The organism is Sphingobacteriaceae bacterium, from assembly GCA_016715905.1.
GTDB lineage: Bacteria > Bacteroidota > Bacteroidia > B-17B0 > Aurantibacillaceae > Aurantibacillus.
Map to the genome: position 1 here is coordinate 1 of JADJXI010000003.1, position 21,559 is coordinate 21,559.

A 21,559-nucleotide genomic window follows, 5' to 3' on the forward strand; every position below is an offset into this window, starting at 1 on the left:
CATAAAAGGAGTGGGCGAAGAAAAAAATTAGATAAGAAATTTAAAGAAAAACATTATGTAGCTGTTCAAAATCAGGAAGCCTATCAAAACGTAATTGATGGCATGTAAGGCGCAATGGAGCCCGGTGGTACTGCGTTTACCAATCGAATTAAGGATATTGAGTTTGTGGTAAAACCGGAACTGCACAAAATCCGCATGGAAAAGATCACGCCGTTTTTTTAGCCTTTGCGCCAAGAGAAAAACCAAAAATTGCCATTGCTTGTATTATTGAAAATGCAGGCTTCGGAAATACCTGGAGCGCACCGGTAGTTACTTTAATGATTGAAAAATATTTGAAGGGAAAAACAGATCGACAGGAACTGGAAAAAAGAATTATGGATGCCGACTTAATTCATACAACAACCTTAACAGTTGAAAATCATTAATGAGAGGAAATCAAAATAGTGTTTTTATGGTGTAGATAGACTAACCTATATTCATTTATTTTGTTTTAGTGTTGCTGGGTTGGTTTAATATTTACGCCGCTGTTTATAACGATGATCACCAAAGTATTTTGATGTTTCTCAAAAATACGGCAAACAATTATGGTGGATTGTTGGCGCAACAATTATCGCATTTGGTATATTATTGATTGATGCTAATTTTTATACGGTATTCTCCTATGGGTTTTATGCTTTTTTTATTATTGCCAATATTTTGGTGATATGGCTGGGTCGTGAAGTTAAGGGAAGTAGATCTTGGTTTAGATTTGGAGATTTTGGAATTCAACCGGCCGAATTTATGAAATTTGCTACTAATCTAGCGCTCGCTAAATTTTTAAGTAACAGTACAATTATTATTAATCAAAAATTCCGATTAAGAATTAAGGATTTAATTAAAAATTATAAAAACACCTTTATTGCATTATTAATTATCGGATTACCACTTTTATTAATTAAAAAATTACAAGATGAAACCGGATTAGCCATTGTATTTGTAGCCTTTGTAATTGTTTTGTATAGAGAAGGATTAAGCGTTAACTTTTTAGTGTTTGGTATATTGGCTGCAATATTGTTTGTAGTAACACTAGTTGTTGGTAATGTGGCTACCATCATCATTACTTTAAGTATTATAGCCGCACTTTCACTTTTATTTATTGAGCGAAGTAAGATAAACTTATTCACCGTTTTTTTAGTTTTGATAAGTTGTGCGGCTGTGGTAAAGGGTACAGATTATGTGTATGATCACCTCGAAACGCATCAGCGAAACAGAATTGATGTATTGTTGGGAAGGGGAAATGTAAATTTAAAAAAAGAAGGCTATAATGTAAACCAAGCCAAAATTGCTATTGGTAGTGGAGGAATGATGGGTAAGGATATTTACAAGGTACACAAACCAAATATGATTTTGTGCCGGAACAGGACACTGATTTTATTTTGTACAGTAGGCGAGGAGTGGGGATTTATTGGAAGCACTATTGTTATTTTCTTGAACTTTTCTTATCCTCCGAATTATCTTATTGGCCGAAAGGCAACGTTCTGATTTTAGTAGAATTTATGGATACGGAGTTGCATCTGTTTGTTTTTCCATCTGCCGTAAATATTGGCATGACCATTGGTTTAATGCCGGTGATTGGAATTCCTTTGCCCTTTTTCAGTTACGGAGGATCTTCGCTCTGGTCCTTTACTATTTTGCTTTTTATTTTCATTAAGTTAGATGCCAATCGTTTAATGATTTTGAGGTGAGTATACGCTATACGCCAAATAAATTAATTATTATAGGATTAGTCTTTTTACTATTTTCTTGTAGATACACAAGAGTACCATCCTATTTAAAAAAAGAATTTAAGTATGAACCTCATATAGACACTTTGGCTCAAGAAAAGATTCAACTTGCCAAAGGCTTTTACAGGGAATTAATGATTGATGAAAATATGCCAATAACACAAGGACTTTGTTTTAAAACGTATTATTTTGATAGTAAAGATAGTTCACTTAGAGAAAATACAGGTTATTGTGATATCATGTTTTTTGAAAATGGATTGTGTTTTGTGGGACATTTAAATCCTTTAAGGTGGGAAATAAACCCAAAAGAATTTCATCGTAGTGTCGAGGAAGGAATTAGATTAAATAAACCCGGTTACTTTAGTGATGTTGTTTATTCTTATTGGGGGCCTTATGAAATAAAAGGCGATACAGTAAAAATAAAAGTACTTATTAGAAATTCATTAATGTCGGCCAGTGTTTTAGCTTATGAGCAATGGTATAGAATTATTGATAAGAATACTTTGAGGCCGATGCAATTTAAAGGACTTATAAAAGGTCATTACAATAAACAATGTGATTCTGTTGTTAAATTAAATCCAAAATATTATCCAGATTCTAAATTTATACCATTACAAAATATAAATATTAACCCCAATTATAATTGGATTATGAATAAAAAATGGTTTTGGAGGAATAAACAGGATTATGTTCGTTGGAAAAAATCTACGCTTTAACTATTTTATAGATTTTATTTTTATTACGAATTTTTATTTTCATTAAAAAAATTCCGGGTTTCATTTCACTTAAATTAATCTTTACAGTTCCATCATTTGGTATGGAATCAAAATATTTTGTAAATAAAACACTCCCAAAAGTATTTAAAACCTCAATTGTAAGTTTATCTTCAGATTCTAATTCTATTTGGATATTTACTAAATCTAGGGTGGGGTTCGGAAATAAATTAACTCCAGTCAGCGTTTTTTCTAATTCATTAATGCCTATACATTCATCAACTATTTGAGTTACTATTGCTGTATCAGAGCATCCATTCAAATCTAATCCTGTAACTATGTAATTTGTTGTTAGAGTTGGTGAAACAATATTGATTGATGAAGTAATTCCATTATTCCACCAATAGCTATTAGCACCAGTTGCGCTTAGGGTGGAAGATTCACCTGTACAAATCAAGGTCATGTTACTTGATGCATTCACTAACGGAGGTGTGCCAGTACATTGACTCAATTTATAAATAAAACTAGATTGTAAATTTGAAATTAAATTGTAAGTTCCAATTCCTGAATCAAAATCACAAGTATCTTGAAAGTATCCAGTAACTAAAACATTATTTGTAACATCTATGGCTATTGAAGAGCCTCTATCGTCTATTTTCCCACCCAATTTTAATGCCCACAAAAAATCACCTAAAGGATCTAACTTAGTTATAAAACCATCTGATGAAAGAGCCGTTAAAGGGTAATTTCCAATATTTGGATTAAAATCTACTGTCCCATAAAATTGGCCTGTTGCATAAACATTATTTGAAGAATCAAACGAAAGAAGTTCCAAAATCATCTCCTATGCTACCATAAGTTTTCACCCATACAAAATCACCAGATGGGTCTAATTTTAGAATATAATTATCTTGAAGTCCCGCTGAGGGTAAATTCATTATTCCTGGGCCTGGATCAAAATCAACTATATCATGAAAATAACCAGTACAATAGATATTATTTAATTGATCTATACGCATACTTAAACAGTTATCAATTCCAGAGCCTCCATAACTTTTAGCCCAAATAAAATTCCCTGCGTTATCCAATTTAATTAGGAAAATATCTTGCCAGCCACTAACCGAGCTTAGAGTTGATGTTCCTGGTCCCGGATCAAAATCAATAGTAAATTGGAAATAACCGGATAGGTACACATTACCAAATTGATCACATGCAACTGTGCTTCCACCATCTTTTCCTGTACTTCCAAATGTTGCTGCCCAAAGAAAATCACCAATGGAATTTAATTTTAATAGAAATACATCTTCAGAGCCGTTAGATGTTGCTGTGAATATTGCTGGACCAGGATCAAGATCAATCGTATTAAAAAAATTTCCTGAAACATAAACATCGCCTATTTGATTAATGAATAAACCATAAGCATAATCAGAACCAGAAGAACCTACATTTTTAGCCCAAATAAAATTTCCTGAAGCATCTAGTTTAACTATAAAAACATCACTTTCTGAAACACCATTAGAAATCAGATTTGTTACTCCCGGTCCTGGATCGAAGTCACATGTGCCCCTGAAAATGCCACTAACATAAATATTTCCAATCCCATCTAAAGCAATCCTGTAGCCTGCATCAAAACTTGCCCCGCCAAATTTTATAGCCCAAATAAAATTTCCCGAAGCACTTAATTTAAGAACATATGCATCATCATAACCTGCAGAAACAATGCTGAATGTATTAATACCGGGGTCAAAATCAACGGTGTCTTGAAATCGCCCTGTTGTATAAACGTTACCGGATGGGTCGGTAACAATTGACATTCCCAAATCTGTATTAGATTCTCCTATACCATGTGCCCAATTTAAGGAAGGTGATTGAGATTGCGCTATAAAAAACCGCAAAAATAAAATTAATGAATATAAAACCCTTTTTATAATAAATGATATTTCACAATAAAATTAATCATTTTTTTTATTTATTGTGATTAATAGATTAGTGGGAGTATATTGCTTTAGTTGAAAGCATAATTTTTAAATGAGCGTTAACGAAAATTATCCATTATTTATTTTCCCTTAAGATAAAAAAAACAAAGGATATAATAAGTTATATTATACCCTTTGAATATGGTTATTTTCAGTGAATTGCTTTTTTCTTATATAGCCAATCTGAAAGCACTCGTCTCAAAAAACCAGTGAAAAAATACAATATCAAAACAGATTATTTATTTATGTGGAATTCAAAACCAATCAAGGATTGAATGATCACATGCAGCTGGACTATCAGCAATTCATTTAGCTTCTATTGTTCCAAAAAGCTATGTATTAAGGAGTGAAGATTAATTTTCGTACTTTGAATTAAAGTTGGTATTTGTTGTTAAAAACACTCAGTTAATTTGTAGTAAAAGCGAGTATTTTAGACTTTTTGATATTAAAACAGGCGTTAAATTTAGATTTTTCTCCAGTTTATTTTATAACTGCTTTATGAATTTTATTGGCAACTATTTCCACACCTAAGTCCCAGTCAATGCCAAATCTTTCTGATAGCGTCGGAGAATACTCGTATACTTCTTTTTTTGATACCCCAGCCCAGATCGGTAAAATTAAGTTTTTGGTTTCAATTATTTCTCTAGTGAAAATGGCGTTAAATTCAATTTTTGTCCAACCGTTATTTTTAATAAAGTTCGGGGATAAAATGAGTACACATTTATTACAATTTATAATGCCTCTCTCTATTGACTCTCTTAGACTGTCGCCAATTTTTAAAGAGTATTGATCGTACCAAACCCAACACATTCTTTTTTGAAGTGCTAACGCAAGTGGTCCTGCAATAAATTCTTTATCTCGAGTGTCGTGTGAGATAAAGGCCAGAGGTTTTTCAATTTTGTTTTTTTCGTTAACATAGTTTTGATCTCGAAATCTAAGTATTAGTCCATTTGTTTTTACTTTTTGTTGAAGAAATTCAAACTCTGTTTTATTTACCTCTCCTTCAAAGTAAAAGAAAACTTTTCCCGAGAAACGAAGCTCACTAGAATGATCCTTTTCTTGTCCAAATCCGCCTTTTGCAACTTCAATACCTTTTTTTATGTCAAGCACATCTTCTATTTTTGAAAGTAGGAGAGAGAAAGCATCTATTGGGTTTTCAATTAACGGGACATAAAATGAAATGAAAGTCACATGAGCGTTGAAGTCGAGGTGAAGCCTTGAGGTCACTTCATAAATAATTCCGTTTGGACTTGATAGTTTCCAAATTTTATGTTGGGAAAGCAAAGTGCTTAGATCTTTGTTGTAATATTCTTTAAGTGTTGCCATATTTTAACGTCTACAAAATGGGTGCTTAACAATTTGTAGTTACTTTGTAGTTATAGCGCATAGGGGCGGACATTCTCCGTAGACAATTCCTCGTAGACAAAAAGCATTTCGCTTCGACAGGCGACTTCTCACACGGGCGACCGCACAGCAGCTCTTTCGGTAGACAAGAACATTCAGGTAAAAAGATTTTTAAAATTTTTTGCCGACGCACTTTTTTGGCTGAAGCCATAGTAACAGCCATCGCACGACCTCCTTTTCGCCTCCTTCGGAAGGCGGATTGGCTATCCCAAGCTGCGGTCATTTGTATTTTTTCCGTTCCTCCAAAAATCCAAATCACCTCGCTCTGACGCACATTATATGGCGTGGCGAAGCCACCTTTATGTGCGTGCGCTTCGCACCATAATGCGCAGCCTCCGGCAGGTAGGCATGTATGGTTTGACGTAAGATTGGTTATTTCTAGCTATTGTAAGCTTCGGTTATTTTCCCGTATTTTATAATATAAATTGGATTAACTAACATGCAAACAAAGCCCCCATCACCACAATTAGCGTTCGATTTGATTATCGATGAGTCCTTTGCTAGGCTGGAAATGCAAACGTTTTACCATTTTAATTCTTTATCTTTGGTATTAATTCAGCTAAAGTCAAGTTTAATGAAACATTCCTATCTTATTATTTGTTTCACAATTTTCACAAGTAACTTATTTATAGCTCAAGTTACCAGACCTCTGAATAGCTCCATAGTATTCACAGAAAACAAAGGTCAAATACATGACCTAAATTTTAACAACAGACCGGATATACTCTTTAGTGCTGAAGCAGGACCAATTGGCTTTCATTTGAGAAATACCGGCATAAGTTATCAATTGTATAGAGTTGACGATTGGGAAGAAGTCAAGGATCTCAAGACACAGGAAACAAAACTTGAGATAAAACAGCAAACTATTTATCGAGTTGATCTGAACTGGTTGGAGGCTAACAGCAATATGGTCATTAGCACCGATGATCGGTATCAAGGATACAGTAACTATTATTTGGAGAATTGTGCGACAGGAGTATTAAATGTCAAGAGCTATAAGGGGTTTACAATACACAATTTATACGATGGAGTTGATCTACACTATTACGAAAAAAATGGTCAATTAAAACACGATTATATTGTAGCACCATTCTCCAACTATTCGCAGATACGATTGAAAGTAGATGGAGCGAATGCGAAACTGACCAACGGTGGAGGCCTAATACTTAGCACACCGCTAGGAAATGTCGAAGAGTGCAAACCAGTCGTTTACCAAGATGGTAAAGAGCTGAAATGTCGTTGGGTCATAAGAAATAATGTGTTAAGCTTCGAAATTAAAAACTACGACCGGAGCAAGAAACTTATTATTGATCCGGTTACACGTTTGTGGGGAACATACTATGGTGGCAGTGGCAATGACTACGCATACGCTTGCGCTAAGGATACATTGGGAAATATTTATATGTCAGGTCAAACAACCTCAAACGCAGGCGCTGTAATTGCTACCGCAGGCAGCCATCAGCAAACTTTTGGCGGGGGATCAGGCGATGCTTATTTGGCAAAATTCGATGGTGGCGGGAATAGGATTTGGGCTACTTATTATGGAGGCAGCGGAAACGATGCAGCGTATTCTTGCTTCGTTGATAGAACCGGCAGTGTATACCTTGCTGGCTTTACTGACGTGAGTGGCGGCACTTCCATTGCAACTATTGGTAGTCATCAGCAATCGAATGGTGGAGCGATCGATGCATTCCTTGCTAAATTTAACTCTGCCGGCACAAGAATTTGGGGAACTTATTATGGTGGCACCGGGAACGAATATGCTTGGTCCTGCCATGTTGATACCACGGGGAGCGTTTTTTTATCCGGGTACACAAACTCTAATTCAGGAACTGTAATTGCAACGGTAGGAAGTCATCAAGCGACTTACGGTGGGGGCGCTAATGATGCTTTCCTTGCGAAGTTTAATACTAATGGTCAACGAATATGGGGTACCTATTATGGCGGGGCATCGGAGGATATTTCATACTGTTGTTTAACGGATATTTCAGGAAACGTGTTTATGACAGGCGTTGCAGGATCGGGTACTGGCATCGCAACTCCTGGGAGTCATCAACCAACTTATGGCGGTTGGATTTTTGACGCATTTCTTGTAAAATTTGATGGAAACGGGCAAAGACAATGGGGAACATATTACGGAGGGAATCAGAGCGATTACGGGAATGGAATTGCAATTGATGGTGCGGGTAACATTTTTTTAGTGGGTTATACTTCCAGTAGCGGAACAATGATAGCCACAGTAGGTAGCCATCAGCAAACATATGGTGGGGGAATTCATGACGCCTATATAGCTAAATTTAATTCACTTGGACAAAGACTGTGGAGTACATATTATGGCGGAATAAATACAGATTATAGTACAGCTTGCGCAATAGATGCAAGCGGGAACATTTTCCTAACAAGTTTGTCATTTTCAAACATCGGTGATATAATTGCTACAAGTTGTAGTTATCAGCAGAGTTACGGAGGCGGTGCGTGGGACGGATATATAGTTAAATTTAGCGGTGCGGGGCAAAGGCAATGGGGCACCTATTATGGTGGAAGTTCTGATGACAGAATGCAGTTTTGTACTGCTGATACATCAGGAGTTTATGTTGTCGGTCATAGTCAATCTACCGGGACTATTTTAGCGACACCTTCATCGTATCAGCCATCATTTGGTGGTGGAGTTTGGGATGCATTCTTAGTGAAATTTAAAGATGGTGGTGCTCTCAGTCCTACAATATCAGTTAATTCACCTGTATGTATCAACAATGCGCTAAACTTTTCTGTGGCTATTACCGGAACGACAGTGCCAACATATAGTTGGACTGGCCCGAACAGTTACACCGCTGCCGTTCAAAACCCAGTCATCCTAAATACATCAACAGTAAATGCAGGTAATTATGTAGTTACACTTACTTATACTTCAAATATTATCCCAGGTACATGTATTGAAAACGCGACGACACAAGTAATTGTAAATGTCAATCCTACAGTTAGCGTAAATAGTGGCAGCTTATGCAATGGCAATTCTTTTACAATTGTCCCTTCAGGTGCAAACACTTATACAATTCAAGGTGGTAATAGTGTTGTATCGCCTACTGTGTCAAATTCTTATACTGTTATTGGCACTAGTAGCACTGGCTGCATCAGTTCAAATACAGCCGTTTGCAATGTAACAGTATTCCCAAATCCTACGATAACCGTTAATGCTGGTAGTATTTGCATTGGGAGTTCTTTTACAATCGTTCCAGGAGGTGGCGTCACATATTCTTATTCCGGGGGCTCTCCTGTGGTAACTCCAACTAATAATACAACATATACAGTTTTAGGATCCAGCGTCCAAGGATGTACCAACACTGCAGTAACTACTATTTCGGTTAACACATACCCTATAGTGATAATTAATGCAAATACCGATACAATTTGTTACGGAAACTCTGGAGTTTTAGTCGCAAGCGGAGCTAGTAGTTATTTATGGAATATGGGTTCTATTAGTCCAACTATTGTTGTTTCTCCTTCTATCAATACGAACTATACGGTAACAGGCATGCTTAACGGATGTCCGAGTCAAGCGACCCAGAACATTGACGTATTAAGTCTCCCGATTATCATACCCGCTTTAACCCCAACATTGATTTGTGTAGGTGAAACTGCAACGCTCAATGCAAACGGCGCGCTTACATACTCATGGAACCCGCCGATCCCAATGAACAGTATAGTTTCCCCTTCTTTCACAACTACCTACAGTGTTATTGGTACCGGCTCAAATGGATGTGTTGGTACTCAAACGATGATTACTTTAAACGTCGATCTTTGTACAAATACCGCTAGCAAAATTTCAGGCCTGTCTAAAGAAATATTAATTTATCCGAATCCGTTTACTAATATAATAACAATTATGAATTCTGGCATTATCGAATTGCCTGTAAATATATATGATGTTTTAGGTTCGCTCATTTATTCCTCCAATATCTTAATTGGCAAATCGGAAATAGATTTAACAGAACGACCATGCGGAATCTATTTTATTAGAATAGGTTTTGTGACTGAAAAAATCATTAAAGAGTAAACCAACCCTACCGTTTTTTTTCTGGACTATGCCTATTAATTTAAATAAATGCGATACATCACCTTAGCGTATCGACCTGTGTGCGTTGACCTAAACCGTCAACCATTATGTACCAACCGCACATTTTACAAGCACTTGTGTCGCTTTTAGATTAAGGCAGATAATTTGTTTGGCGCCACAAAAGCTTGCAAAATCTCTCACCCGCCTATGTGTATCGAACTGTGTGTAAAAGCCGACGCAAAAAATTTTAAAAAGGTGGCGGTATTAAAAAGACATTCGGAGAGCTGCTTTCCTCCCCTGCAATCACGCAGACAAAAAAAATGTATGCAGACACGTAACCAGTCGCCAAAGCTGTGTGCGCCCCTACGACGCTATAACACCACCTACCAGTAATTGGCGCGGACGGCGTAATAAAAAGTTTTGTATCTTTAAACAACCTTTTGTCGGTATAGACAGTTGAGTGTTTCAAAACGCCAACTACTGGTAGCCGGAAAACGTTATTGTAAAGTCCAAATTAAAAAATTAAATGTTAACCCGCAAATATCGTTTCCTTTATAATGTCAGGTTACTAGAGCTTTCCTTGTAATATAGACTTTATTTTTATGAAGTAATAAAGTTGTTACAAGTCTTAATTGTATACGCATGTTCGAGTAATTTTGTCTATAAATATGAAAATAATAATTATAGAGTCCCAAAGGATGATTATCCCAGGGAAAAAAGGGTTAAATAATTGTGATAAACGAACAGTTACAGCTTTGTCATTTCAAAGAGAAGTTAATCAAATTAAAATTGTCATGTGTAAATTCGAGTATGAATTACTCGTGGATTTTCTTTGCAAGAAGACTAGAAACGGAACATATTTTATTTATTTTAAAGAAATTAAGAAGTGGATTTCTTCAAGAATTATTTATGCTAAAAATAATGAAGTGTTTTTTGAAATTTATAAAGAAAATTTTGTTCTGTTAAACAGTGATTGTATATAACTGTAAAATTTGCAGGTAGATTTAGCTGGTTCCAACTTTAGTTGGTCATCAGAGCATCGCTGGGAGAACCGTTCCTAAAAGAAAAAGCCTCAGTATCATTTGGATACGAGGCTTTCTTCTGTGGGAACTACTGGGTTCGAACCAGTGACCCCCTGCTTGTAAGGCAGGTTAATTCTAGTTCAAATCAATTAGTTTTGAATCATTTACCGTAATAATGCGTTTAATTTGCATGCAATTTGCAGGTGAAGGCTTGGTTATTATTAATTTATAATTTTAATTGAAATTTTTCTTAGACAAGTAAATACTAGTTTAATATAGTATTTTTCTAAAGGTTTGAGGATGTTAGTTTAGTCGGTTTTTAATTCGTAAATCGTTTATCAATTTAGTGTTTTATAGGGCGTAAAAATTTTAACTTAAAAGGCAAGTTTTTTTTAAATTATTTCTTCATAATTATTACTGTGTTGGTAATCAAGTGACTTATTGATAATAAATTTTTTTCGCCATTTTGCACTGTTTAAAACTATGTATCACATGTTAATTCATTGTTTTTAAGCACCAAAGCATTTTCATTAAATTTATATGATTCTTTCTAAAGAAGGTAAACCATTCAGGGTGAATGGGTGTTCTTAAAACGCAAAAACCAAAGATAGGACTCTGGTTTATGCAGGCTTTATAAAGTATCGGGTCGAAGAAAAGTTACGAGTATAATCTTGGGTCTAGTAAAAACCGAATTTCATTTCTCGCAACAGCCCCAATAGAGTTAAAACTTTGTTGGGGTTTTCTTTTAAAATTTATATTCAAATATATACTTTAGATTCCATATTGAGCAGAAGAGTTTTCAATAATTAATCTAGTGTACTAATCAAGAAAAATGCTTCAATCCTTGAAAACAAGCTAATTACAGAAAAGGTAAACCTATATTTTTGTTGATAATTTTTAGAGTTATACAAAGTAAAGTTTAAGGAATAGTTTTTACAGCACAAGTTATAAACAATAAATAAAACCCCTGAGCATATTAATACTAAAGCTATTAAAAAAATTTCTGTTTATTTATTTGATTGAATAAGCGACATCATTGGCTTTCACATTTATTCACTTTTTATAAACAGCCTGTTTTTTTCTACCGTTTTATTTATTACAATTGTTATAAGAAAAATTATTCAATTTTTTATAAATAACTAAACTACAAAAATAATGAGGAATAAATTATTTCTTTTTGCATTTACTGCTTTATTTACAAATGCATTTTCGCAACAAGGGCCTAAATGGGCGACTGGTGGAAATTTAATTTCTAATGATGATTTTATTGGAACTACGAATAATTTCCCAATGGACTTCAGAATTAATAATACACAACGAATGAAACTAGGTATAGATGGTAATCTTGTGCTTAATAATTTAGCAGGTTCAGGAAACCGAATGCTAATGAGTGATTCAACAGGAAAATTATTTTCATTACCAGCTGGAGGCCCTGGTCAATTTTTGCAAGGCAATGGAGTTTGGGGAAATTTACCCGGTGGAGCTACAAGTTGGCAATTAATTGGGAATGACTTAATTTCTACTAATTCAGGAAATATTGGTATAGGAACTTCTAATCCACAAAATAAATTAGAAGTTGTTGGTGATGTAAGTATTTCCAATAATTTATTCGTTGGTGGGGGATTAATAACCTCACAACAAGTAGATGCAACAACGATGTTGAATGCTGGAGATGTTAACGCAACTAATAATTTGAATGTATCTGGTAATTCTAATTTTTCTGGATTAATGACTTCTCAACCTCTTGGGAATAATAATGGATATCAACCTATCTTTGTAAACTCAGGTGGTCAATTTGTAACAGCTACTGCGCAAGGACCAATAGGAGGTATATTCCCATCTACAGCATGTTATCCTCTTAACCCACCTTGGGTAATTGGCGGAAATGCGCTTATCGGAACAGGTCTTACTGACCCTTCTGTAGGCACTTGTGATGATGTTCAATTTGGGATAAAGCAAAACAATCAAAATAGAGTATATTTTGGAAACGCTTCTAATTTTTATAACATTGGTTTTGGTACTACTAATCCACAACAGAAATATCATTTTTCCTCTGGACATGTTTTAATAGATGAATTGAATTCTAGTGCCGGAACACAAAATACTAAATTAAATATAAGAGGGGCCGTAGATAATACAGGTTTAATGGTCACTACTAATCATAATCTAAATGGAGCATATAATGTAAAACTGTTTGTAAATAGGAATGAAACAAAAGCAATTGGGGTTTTAAATACATTTGCTGATCCTAATGGTTTTGAAAATTTCATCGTATATGGTGATGGTAAAACTAATGTAGGCTGGCAGCCAAATTCACAAAACTTAGCTAAACTAAATGTTAATTTGAATGGTGGACCTGCTTTAAATATATACGATGCAATTACAAATCAAATAAATTTTGCAGTTAATGCTGATGGAGCTACATTTATTGGCAACCCTTCACAAACTAATGGGGCTATGCTTACGGTTGCACAAGCTAATGATAACGCATTGGCATTTTCAATAACAGACAATTCTTTTAATCCTAATCGTGATTTCTTTAATGTACTAGGAAATGGGTATACTGAAATAAAAGTATATAGTCCGTTGGCGATGCCTAATGGCAGGGCATTCGCAATAAAAGATATGGTAGCTAATAGAGATATTTTCGTGGTTAAAAGTGATGGGAAAGCCTATGCAAGAGAAGTTGAAATTACCTTGGTTCAGAATTTCCCTGATTATGTGTTTAGGAAAGATTATAAGTTAAAAACCCTGAATGAAGTAGAAACCTTTATAAATGAAAATAAACACCATCCCAATTTTAAGAAAGCAGATTACTATGAGAAAAATGGGATGAATATTACAAACATAATCCTTGACCAGCAAAAAACTATTGAAGAATTGACGCTTTATGGAATAAATGCAGACAAAAAAGTACAAAATCTTGAAAAAAGAATTGAGGCTCTAGAAAATTATATTAAAAGTAAATAATTGTAAAAGACATTGATATTATGAAAAAATTAAAAATAATCACAATTTTTTCCTTTTTGTTCCTTTATTTCAAGCTTAGTTCACAAACTAGTTTGGCTTTTACCTATGATGCTGCCGGCAATTTAATTCAGCGAAATGTAGTTATTATGTTTCAAAAGCCAGGCGGAGATTTTATAAATCCATTTTCAACCTCAGAACAGAAAAACGATTCATCAATGGTATTACAATTTAATGTGTTTCCAAATCCTACAAAAGATATATTATTTATTGAGGGGGAATTGCCAGAAGAAAATGAAACTGCTGATTTATTTTTATTCAATTCGATGGGTCAATTAATGTATAAAGATTACTATTCAGGTAGCAGTAAACAATTAAATATTAGAGAACTAAAATCTGGACTTTATTATCTGGAAGTGAAGTACTCTAAAGAACATTCTTCCAATTATAAAATTATAATTAACAATTAATTGTTATGGTAAGGAAGTTTTATATACTTATTTTTTTTGTTGTTCATGTGCTATTAAAGGCACAGATTCCTGTGCCAACTACAACAGTTTTTAATGCGCCACTACCAAATTATGGCATCAATTCTTACACAAGAGCATCGCAGCAAATAAATTTAACGCCCGGGTTTGTGTATGGTTTTGTAACAGCAGGAGCAACTAATCTCCAGAATCTGAATATTAGTACGTATCCTTCTTATGTAAATAATAACTACACAGACCCATCGAACAATGAGAATTATTTTACTCCAAATACCAATTTGCAAGTTGCTACAACAAACTGGAATAGCTCAGTTGATGATATTGGTGCTTATAATTTAAATATTCCTATTGTTTGTTCTCCGGGTACAAAAGGTATTCAGCCTAATTTATCAATAAATTATAATAGTAATGGCGCTAATAATTGGTTGGGTCTCGGTTTTAATCTTAGTGGAATCCCAATGATTACTAGAGTAAATAAAACAATTTACTTTGATGGCGCACCATCAGGCATTAATTTTAATTCTAATGATGCTTTTAGTTTAAATGGAAGTAGGTTACTTCAAAAGTCAGGAACTTATGGTCAAAACGGAGCTACTTATAAGCTCGAAATTGAAGACTACAGTTTTATTTCATCTTTCAATAATCAAGGAAATGGACCACAATATTTTGTTGTTACAAATACAGATGGCTTAACAATGGAATTTGGTAGAACGCCGGACTCAAAAAACGTAGCTAAATTTAGCAATGAAGTTTTGGCTTGGTATGTAAATAAAATTTATGATGAATTTGGGAATTACCTGATTTTTGATTACACAAATCAAAATGGAGAAATATTAATTAATGAAATTAATTATACAGGAAATAATAATGCGCAAATAAATCCATATAATAAGATTAAGTTTAATTATATGAGTAGAAGTGATAAGAATGTTTTTCATGTAGGTGGCCAACATTTCACTTCAGAGCATATTTTAAAAAACATCATTTGTTTAGATATTAATAATGAATTAGTAAGGCAATACAATTTTGAATACAAATATGAGTTTGCCAGTTTATTAAGTAAAATAACTGAAATTGACTCAAAGGGTAACACTATAAATCCTACTTTTTTTGAATGGACTCAAAGTGGTATTTCGCCAGAATTATCCAATAACTTTTTTATTTCAAGTGTCAATTTATTCCAGGGCAGTGTTTTTTCCACGGTTGCTGCAGATATCGACGGTAATGGAATTGATGAATTGTTGTGTTTAAATAATATTAATTCGCCGGAAATTATTATAAGACATCCAGGACAGATTGTTCCGTATACACCAATTCCTTGGTTACAAACACCTATTAATTTAATTGGTGTATTTGCATTTGATGAAGATTATGATAATAAAGATGAAGTATTTGCCTTTGTAAGTGTTAATACTCAATACACTCTATATAAATTTAAATATGTGAATGGCACTTTGGCAATTTCAATTGAAAATAATGGTTCAATTCCACAAAATACAGGAATAACATCTTGGAATAATTTAAATATATTTAATAATCTAAGTAATCATATTAATAATTCAAGTTATTTTTATTCAAAAGCTGATATTAGTGGTGATAATTTGAATGATATCATATTAGTTGATCAATTTGGATTAAGAGTTACTCCATCAAATGGACAGAGCCAAACTGCACTTCCATTTACAAATATAATCAAGACAAGTTTAGGCGACTTTAATGGTGATGGAAAAACTGATTTATTTTTAGTACGTTATACTGGGAACATAGTCGCTCCAATTGTTGAAGTTTATGAATATGTTAATAATTCAAATTCATTAAATCTAATGTTTTCGCAAACCATTAATATAGGCACTAATCCAAATATAATTAATTGGAATCTTTTAGATCCAATTAAAGTGGCTTATGCTAATGCAGCAAAGTCAATTGATTTTGGTGACATTGACGGCGATATGAAAACAGATTTGTTTTATGTGTATTATGTAAATAATACACAAGCAAATTTAAATAGTTTACGCTCAAATGGAATCACTTACGTTGGGGATATATCTGCAATCCCAATCCCAACTCAACTAAATGGACAAGAGGCTGTATATTTTATAAGAGATATTAATAATGATGGATTGACAGATTTTGGCATCTCTTCACATAATCCTTTTACGTATGAATCAAGATTTTCCTTCTATCATTCTAATGGTGACAAATTTATTCCCAATCAGAGTAGCTTTGGTTTTTTTGACCGATATATTGGCGAAATGGGTGATTTCGATGGGAATGGGACTGTCGATTACGTTTATCAGAACACCGGTACCGGACATAAAGTTACCTATTCTATGTTCAATCAAAATAATAAAAAACTCATTAAACGCGTATTTAATTTAAAAAATGAAACAAAAATATCGTACAAGTTTTTACCAAGCGCAAGATATTATCAAGAGGGAATTCCAGATTTTAATCTTGGGCAAAACACAACGCTATTGAAGCCTCGATTATTTGTGGTGGAGGAATTAATTGATAATGGTGTTTTTAATGATTATGGATATAAAAATGCAATTTACCATATAACGGGTAAAGGTTTTTTAGGATTTGAAAAGACAATTGTAAGAAATAGAAACGAAGTGATTCTAAAAGGGGTATTTACTACAAATGAATTCGATTTGACAAATGATCTCCCAACAAGAATTCAGAAACTAACAACACATATCTCTACTAATAATATTTTTAATTTATTACCAAATTCACAATCTTCAATTAAATCCACTACTTTAAATTATACGCAATCAGGCTCAAATAAATACTTAAATAGTGTGATAAGTAGTTCTAAAAATTATGCTATGTCAACTTTTATGGTATCTACCGAGAATTACGATCCTAATCAAGGAGGAAAGGTTGGCACAATTATCGAAACAAGTTACAATTGGAACTCTAATAATGCAATTCTAAGTATTCAAAAAGATTTTCAATATCAACCTTTCACTAATCAAATCTATAATAGTACTTTTTATAAATTAGGTCAAATTAATCAAACAAATTCTTCCAACGGAAATTCTTCCCAATTTATTAGTACTTATTTATATGACAATTCATTTAGATTAATTTCTTCTAATGAAAATACTATTCCATCCACAATACCTTTGGTGACAAACTATTCTCAGTTTAATGCTTTTGGAGTTCCTCAATCTGTTAGCATATCTGCACCTGATTTGGCACAACCCCGCACAAGTTCTGTAAATTACGACGCTACCGGCAGATTTATTCTACAATCCACAAATTCCATTGGTAACAATGTATCCAACATTTACGAGCCGGGGTTAGGCAATGTAATAAAATCAACAGATTTATACGGTAAGGAAACAAAATTTAATTATGATGGATTAGGTAGATTAATAAAAACAATTTCTGCTACAGGAGTTACAATAAATTCTAATTACGAATGGGATCCTTATACAATACCTACTAATGGGATATTGCCCGCAAGAGATATTTATCGTCCTAAAATTACTACTGAGATTAGCAATGGTGGGAGTAATGTAAGTTATTTAGATCATAAAGGAAACGTGTTGAGGATCGAATCAAGTGGATTCAATGGTAATACAATTATTACAGAAACAAGTTATGATTATATGAATAGAGTGTTGCGGAAAACAGAACCATATTTTCAAGGCCAAACTACTGTAAAATCAACTGTATTCACATTCGATGAATTTTATAGGCCGTCTAATGTGTTTCAATATCGGAATCAAAGTATTATTAACAGCATAGAATACACCTACAATAACTTTAGTACGGATAATAATTTTATAAAAGGATTTAAGAAAACAAAAGTGCCAAACTTAGGCAATATAGGATTCACCTATTTTATTTCCGAAAATAATGAGGCGGGACAACAAGATCGTACCATTAATTATGCAAACATTCAATCGCCCCATGTAGTTGATTATACATTTAATCAGCTTTCTTTACCGACCCAAATATCAACTTCATTTCCAAGTGGACAAGGAAATGGAATTACCACAGTTGGATATGATGCATATGGAAGACGCATTGTTTTAAATGATCCAACAACTGGGGTTTACAACTTTCAATATAACAGAATCGGGGAAATAATATTGGAGAACACACCCAATGGAGATGTAGCTTATCAATATGACCAACTTGGACGAATAACTTCAAAAACCGGAAATATTTACGGTGCATGCTCATATGAATATGTTTTAAATGGAAATGGAAAGGAATCTATTAAAAAAATCACCGGCCCAAATAATAGTTTGGAATTTAATTATGATGACTTCGGAAGATTAATTGAGCAAAAACAAAAGGTCTTGATTCCTCCGGTGAAGGAATTTTTATCACAATTTACTTATGATCAAAATAATCGAATGGTTAATCATGTATATCCAGGCGGTTTTGTAACATCCAATGAATATGATCCTAATGGAATTTTGATAAAAATAAAGAATAATAATAATACAATATGGCAACTTAACAACTTGTTAACTCCAGGATTAATTAATCAATATAGTAATTCGGGTGGTACAAACACTCAATTAAATTATGACAATAATTTAAATATTAGTGAAATTATTACAGGTAGTATTGCGAAACAAACTTATAGTATTGAAAATACTACCTCCAATGTAATTAATAGACAATTCGAGAATTTTGTTTCAAACACAAATATTGAAGAAGGTTTTAGGTTTGATGACTTTGATCGATTAGTTCAAACCACCTATCAAGACATTAATGATATGCCCGTTGTTAAAGATGTTTTTAATTATAATGCCAATGGTAATTTAAGTTACAAACAAGATTGTGGAAACTACGTGTATGGTCAACAAGGGCAACCCTATAAACTTACTCAAATCACAAATCAAGTAGGTAATATAAGTTTAAACACTTTAAATATTAATTATAATAATTTTAACAAGGTGAGTAAAATTATTGAAACAGATAATGCCAGAGAAATGAATTTTATTTACGGATGTGATGAAGAACGAGTTAAAATGGATTATAAAGTCAATAATGCTACCATATTTACAAGGTATTACGCAGATAATTTTGATAGAGAAGAAACAAATGTTGGTTATAAGGAATGGACATATATTAATTCTCCTACTGGATTATGTGCAATTAATTATAATAACAATGGTACAAATCAATTATTCAATGTTACAACTGATCATTTAGGAAGTCCTTTGTTACTAACAAGCACTGGAGGGAATATTGTTGAGCAATTCAGCTTTGATGCTTGGGGTAGAAGAAGAAATCCAAATGACTGGACTTATAATAATGTGCCAAACTCTCAATTTTTAATAAGAGGGTATACCATGCATGAACATTTGGATGAATTTGGATTAATAAATATGAACGGACGAATATACGATCCGGTATTAGGAAGATTTATACAGCCAGATAAATTAATCCAAAACCCTTCTAATGTACAAAACTATAATCGTTACAGTTATGTGATGAATAATCCAATTAAGTATAATGACCCTTCAGGTTATGTATATGTAAGACCTCCATTTGTTATGGCAGATGGAGGAAGTCAAAATGATCATGGTCATTACCGTTATTTAGCCGAACCTGTAATTTATTTAGATGGTATAAGAATTACATCAGGAAGTGCAGGTTATAATATGTGGCTTGGGGGCGGTGGCGGAGGTGTTCGTACTTCTCAAGTATTTGGAGGTTGGTCAGGAAATGGTGTTGTTCAGCGAGGTGTTACTACTTCAATGGGAGCTTTTTTAGATGCTGATAAAATGAATCCAGGTAGTGTTACAAACTTAAATCCCCGTGGGGCTTATGTACAACTTAAATATTTAGGAGATAACAAAGTAGGTAAATCCGTTTTCATAAATCCAATTGATGGAAGTGTGAGTGTAAACAAAAAAGATTTTGCAGCATATATTCAATGGACGGAAGCCCAAGGTGGCGGGGGTAGAAATTATGGAGGTGATGGTAGCGGAAGTGCTTGGGACAATACATTGAAAGTGGTAGATGCGATTAATCAGTTTAATCCTCTTGCTAATTTAATGGATGTAGTTAGCAATGCTTTTACCGGTGCTGATAGGTTTGGGAACAAAATGAGTCAGGGCGATGCGTGGTTAAAAGCTGCTGGCGTTTTTCCGGTTGGTAAAGTTGGTTCAAGCGGAATAACAATGTATGGTTCATTGACTTCAAAATTTGGTAGTGGATATAAATCTGTTAGCGTCATACAAGGAAGTTATATGAATGTCCAACTTGGACAAAAACTTAATGCAATTTCTCCTGGTCCATGGAGCAAAATATATGAAGCTGGTATATTAAATGGTTCAAAAGTTGAGACGCATTATTTCTATAATGCTGCAACTGGGCAGTATGCCAATCCTTTTATAAAAATGAGTGGCTGGGGTTCTAGTGGATTTAAATAAAACAAAGAAAATGAATATTGATGCAATTGAAAAAAAATTAGGCGAAATTAATGACTCAAATTATTCATCGATACTGAGATTAATTATTGATGCCGTAAGAGACTATCCTCTTGAAGGTTTAAATGATACGGAAGAATATTTTTATGAGGTAGGGAAAATGATTCAAACGGAGCAAATAGACAGGGATAGTTTGCGTAACTATATTGAAAAAAACAATGATGTAAGTGAAAATAGTATTTGGATAGAAAGCTCATTAAATAGTTTGCTAGATGCATTTCATTTGATGGATTTATACAAAATTAATTTCAATCAGGTTTTAACTCAAATTGAAAAATTAAAAAAGCCCTCTTAAGAATATTCAGAAAAAGTAGGCTGCCAGCGGAAGAAAAGATGAAAGTCTTTTTAGTAAGAATTAATTTTAGTAAACACAAAGCCCGCGTTTGCGGGCTTTTTGATTAAGAAGCAGTTTTATAAGAGAGAGAAGTTTTATAATCTCTGATAAGGGCAGAAACAACTTTGAGTACAATATTTTTTTCGGTATCGGGTAAACTATCCACTTCTTTAAATTGCTCTAACACTTTGCTATCCTTTAACTGGGCTTTGGCTTTGGCCTCTGTAGCACCATTAATAATATAATCAACGGTAGTATCCAACACTGTATGTAGTCAAACCAATCTGAACTTTTAAGCATAAATAACTTAGGACACTTTCTTTTTTAAAATTAGTTAATTTTTTTGATTTTAATATCCAGTCGTAAAATTA

The 21,559-nt window shown here is 33.6% G+C and carries 11 protein-coding genes, 1 tRNA gene and 2 pseudogenes; 9 read left to right on the forward strand and 5 right to left on the reverse strand.

The genetic code is table 11. From position 1 onward, the window contains the following. Positions 1 to 114 precede the first annotated feature (114 nt). The 3 genes and pseudogenes from IPM51_00320 to IPM51_00330 all read left to right on the forward strand — a co-directional run bounded on the left by IPM51_00320 (position 115) and on the right by IPM51_00330 (position 2,479). Positions 115 to 425: pseudogene (locus tag IPM51_00320) on the forward strand (hypothetical protein). Between the two features lie 47 nt (positions 426 to 472). Then, positions 473 to 1,724 (forward strand): annotated as a pseudogene (rodA, locus tag IPM51_00325) (rod shape-determining protein RodA). Further along, positions 1,721 to 2,479: a hypothetical protein gene (locus IPM51_00330; protein ID MBK9282750.1), complete on the forward strand. Its 759-nt coding sequence runs from the start codon at positions 1,721 to 1,723 to the stop codon at positions 2,477 to 2,479. The pseudogene rodA and the gene IPM51_00330 overlap by 4 nt, the downstream one beginning before the upstream one ends. On the opposite strand, the gene IPM51_00335 is transcribed toward IPM51_00330, so the two are convergent. From IPM51_00335 to IPM51_00345, 3 genes are all read right to left on the reverse strand, one after another. Continuing rightward, entirely contained in the window at positions 2,469 to 3,317 is an 849-nt protein-coding gene (locus IPM51_00335) for a T9SS type A sorting domain-containing protein (GenBank protein ID MBK9282751.1), read from the reverse strand. The two genes, IPM51_00330 and IPM51_00335, sit on opposite strands and share 11 nt — an antisense overlap. Continuing rightward, complete coding sequence (locus IPM51_00340) at positions 3,292 to 4,371, reverse strand: hypothetical protein (protein ID MBK9282752.1); 1,080 nt, start codon at positions 4,369 to 4,371, stop codon at positions 3,292 to 3,294. The genes IPM51_00335 and IPM51_00340 overlap by 26 nt, the downstream gene beginning before the upstream one ends. Before the next feature lie 561 nt (positions 4,372 to 4,932). Beyond that, positions 4,933 to 5,778: a toll/interleukin-1 receptor domain-containing protein gene (locus IPM51_00345; GenBank protein ID MBK9282753.1), complete on the reverse strand. Its 846-nt coding sequence runs from the start codon at positions 5,776 to 5,778 to the stop codon at positions 4,933 to 4,935. 517 nt (positions 5,779 to 6,295) lie between these two features. Here IPM51_00345 and IPM51_00350 point away from each other — a divergent pair. Beyond that, on the forward strand, positions 6,296 to 9,910 hold the full coding sequence (locus IPM51_00350) for an SBBP repeat-containing protein (protein ID MBK9282754.1): 3,615 nt from the start codon (positions 6,296 to 6,298) through the stop codon (positions 9,908 to 9,910). A 668-nt stretch (positions 9,911 to 10,578) separates the two neighbouring features. After that, entirely contained in the window at positions 10,579 to 10,893 is a 315-nt protein-coding gene (locus tag IPM51_00355) for a hypothetical protein (protein MBK9282755.1), read from the forward strand. A gap of 121 nt (positions 10,894 to 11,014) precedes the next feature. On the opposite strand, the gene IPM51_00360 is transcribed toward IPM51_00355, so the two are convergent. Then, positions 11,015 to 11,074, reverse strand: a tRNA-OTHER gene (locus IPM51_00360). Between the two features lie 1,013 nt (positions 11,075 to 12,087). Between IPM51_00360 and IPM51_00365 the strand changes: the two genes are divergently transcribed. The 4 genes from IPM51_00365 to IPM51_00380 are packed head-to-tail and all read left to right on the forward strand — an operon-like array spanning position 12,088 to position 21,149. Further along, the gene (locus IPM51_00365) at positions 12,088 to 13,902 is read left to right on the forward strand and encodes a hypothetical protein (GenBank protein MBK9282756.1); all 1,815 of its coding nucleotides are present in this window, start codon (positions 12,088 to 12,090) and stop codon (positions 13,900 to 13,902) included. Between the two features lie 20 nt (positions 13,903 to 13,922). Then, positions 13,923 to 14,369, forward strand: a complete 447-nt coding sequence (locus tag IPM51_00370) for a T9SS type A sorting domain-containing protein (protein ID MBK9282757.1) — start codon at positions 13,923 to 13,925, stop codon at positions 14,367 to 14,369. Between the two features lie 5 nt (positions 14,370 to 14,374). Continuing rightward, positions 14,375 to 20,797 (forward strand): VCBS repeat-containing protein, encoded by a 6,423-nt coding sequence (locus IPM51_00375; protein ID MBK9282758.1) that lies wholly within the window; start codon positions 14,375 to 14,377, stop codon positions 20,795 to 20,797. Between the two features lie 10 nt (positions 20,798 to 20,807). After that, positions 20,808 to 21,149, forward strand: coding sequence for a hypothetical protein (locus IPM51_00380; GenBank protein MBK9282759.1), 342 nt, complete (start codon positions 20,808 to 20,810; stop codon positions 21,147 to 21,149). A gap of 103 nt (positions 21,150 to 21,252) precedes the next feature. Here IPM51_00380 and IPM51_00385 read toward each other — a convergent pair whose 3' ends face one another. Beyond that, positions 21,253 to 21,450, reverse strand: coding sequence for a hypothetical protein (locus IPM51_00385; protein ID MBK9282760.1), 198 nt, complete (start codon positions 21,448 to 21,450; stop codon positions 21,253 to 21,255). Positions 21,451 to 21,559: the final 109 nt, after the last annotated feature.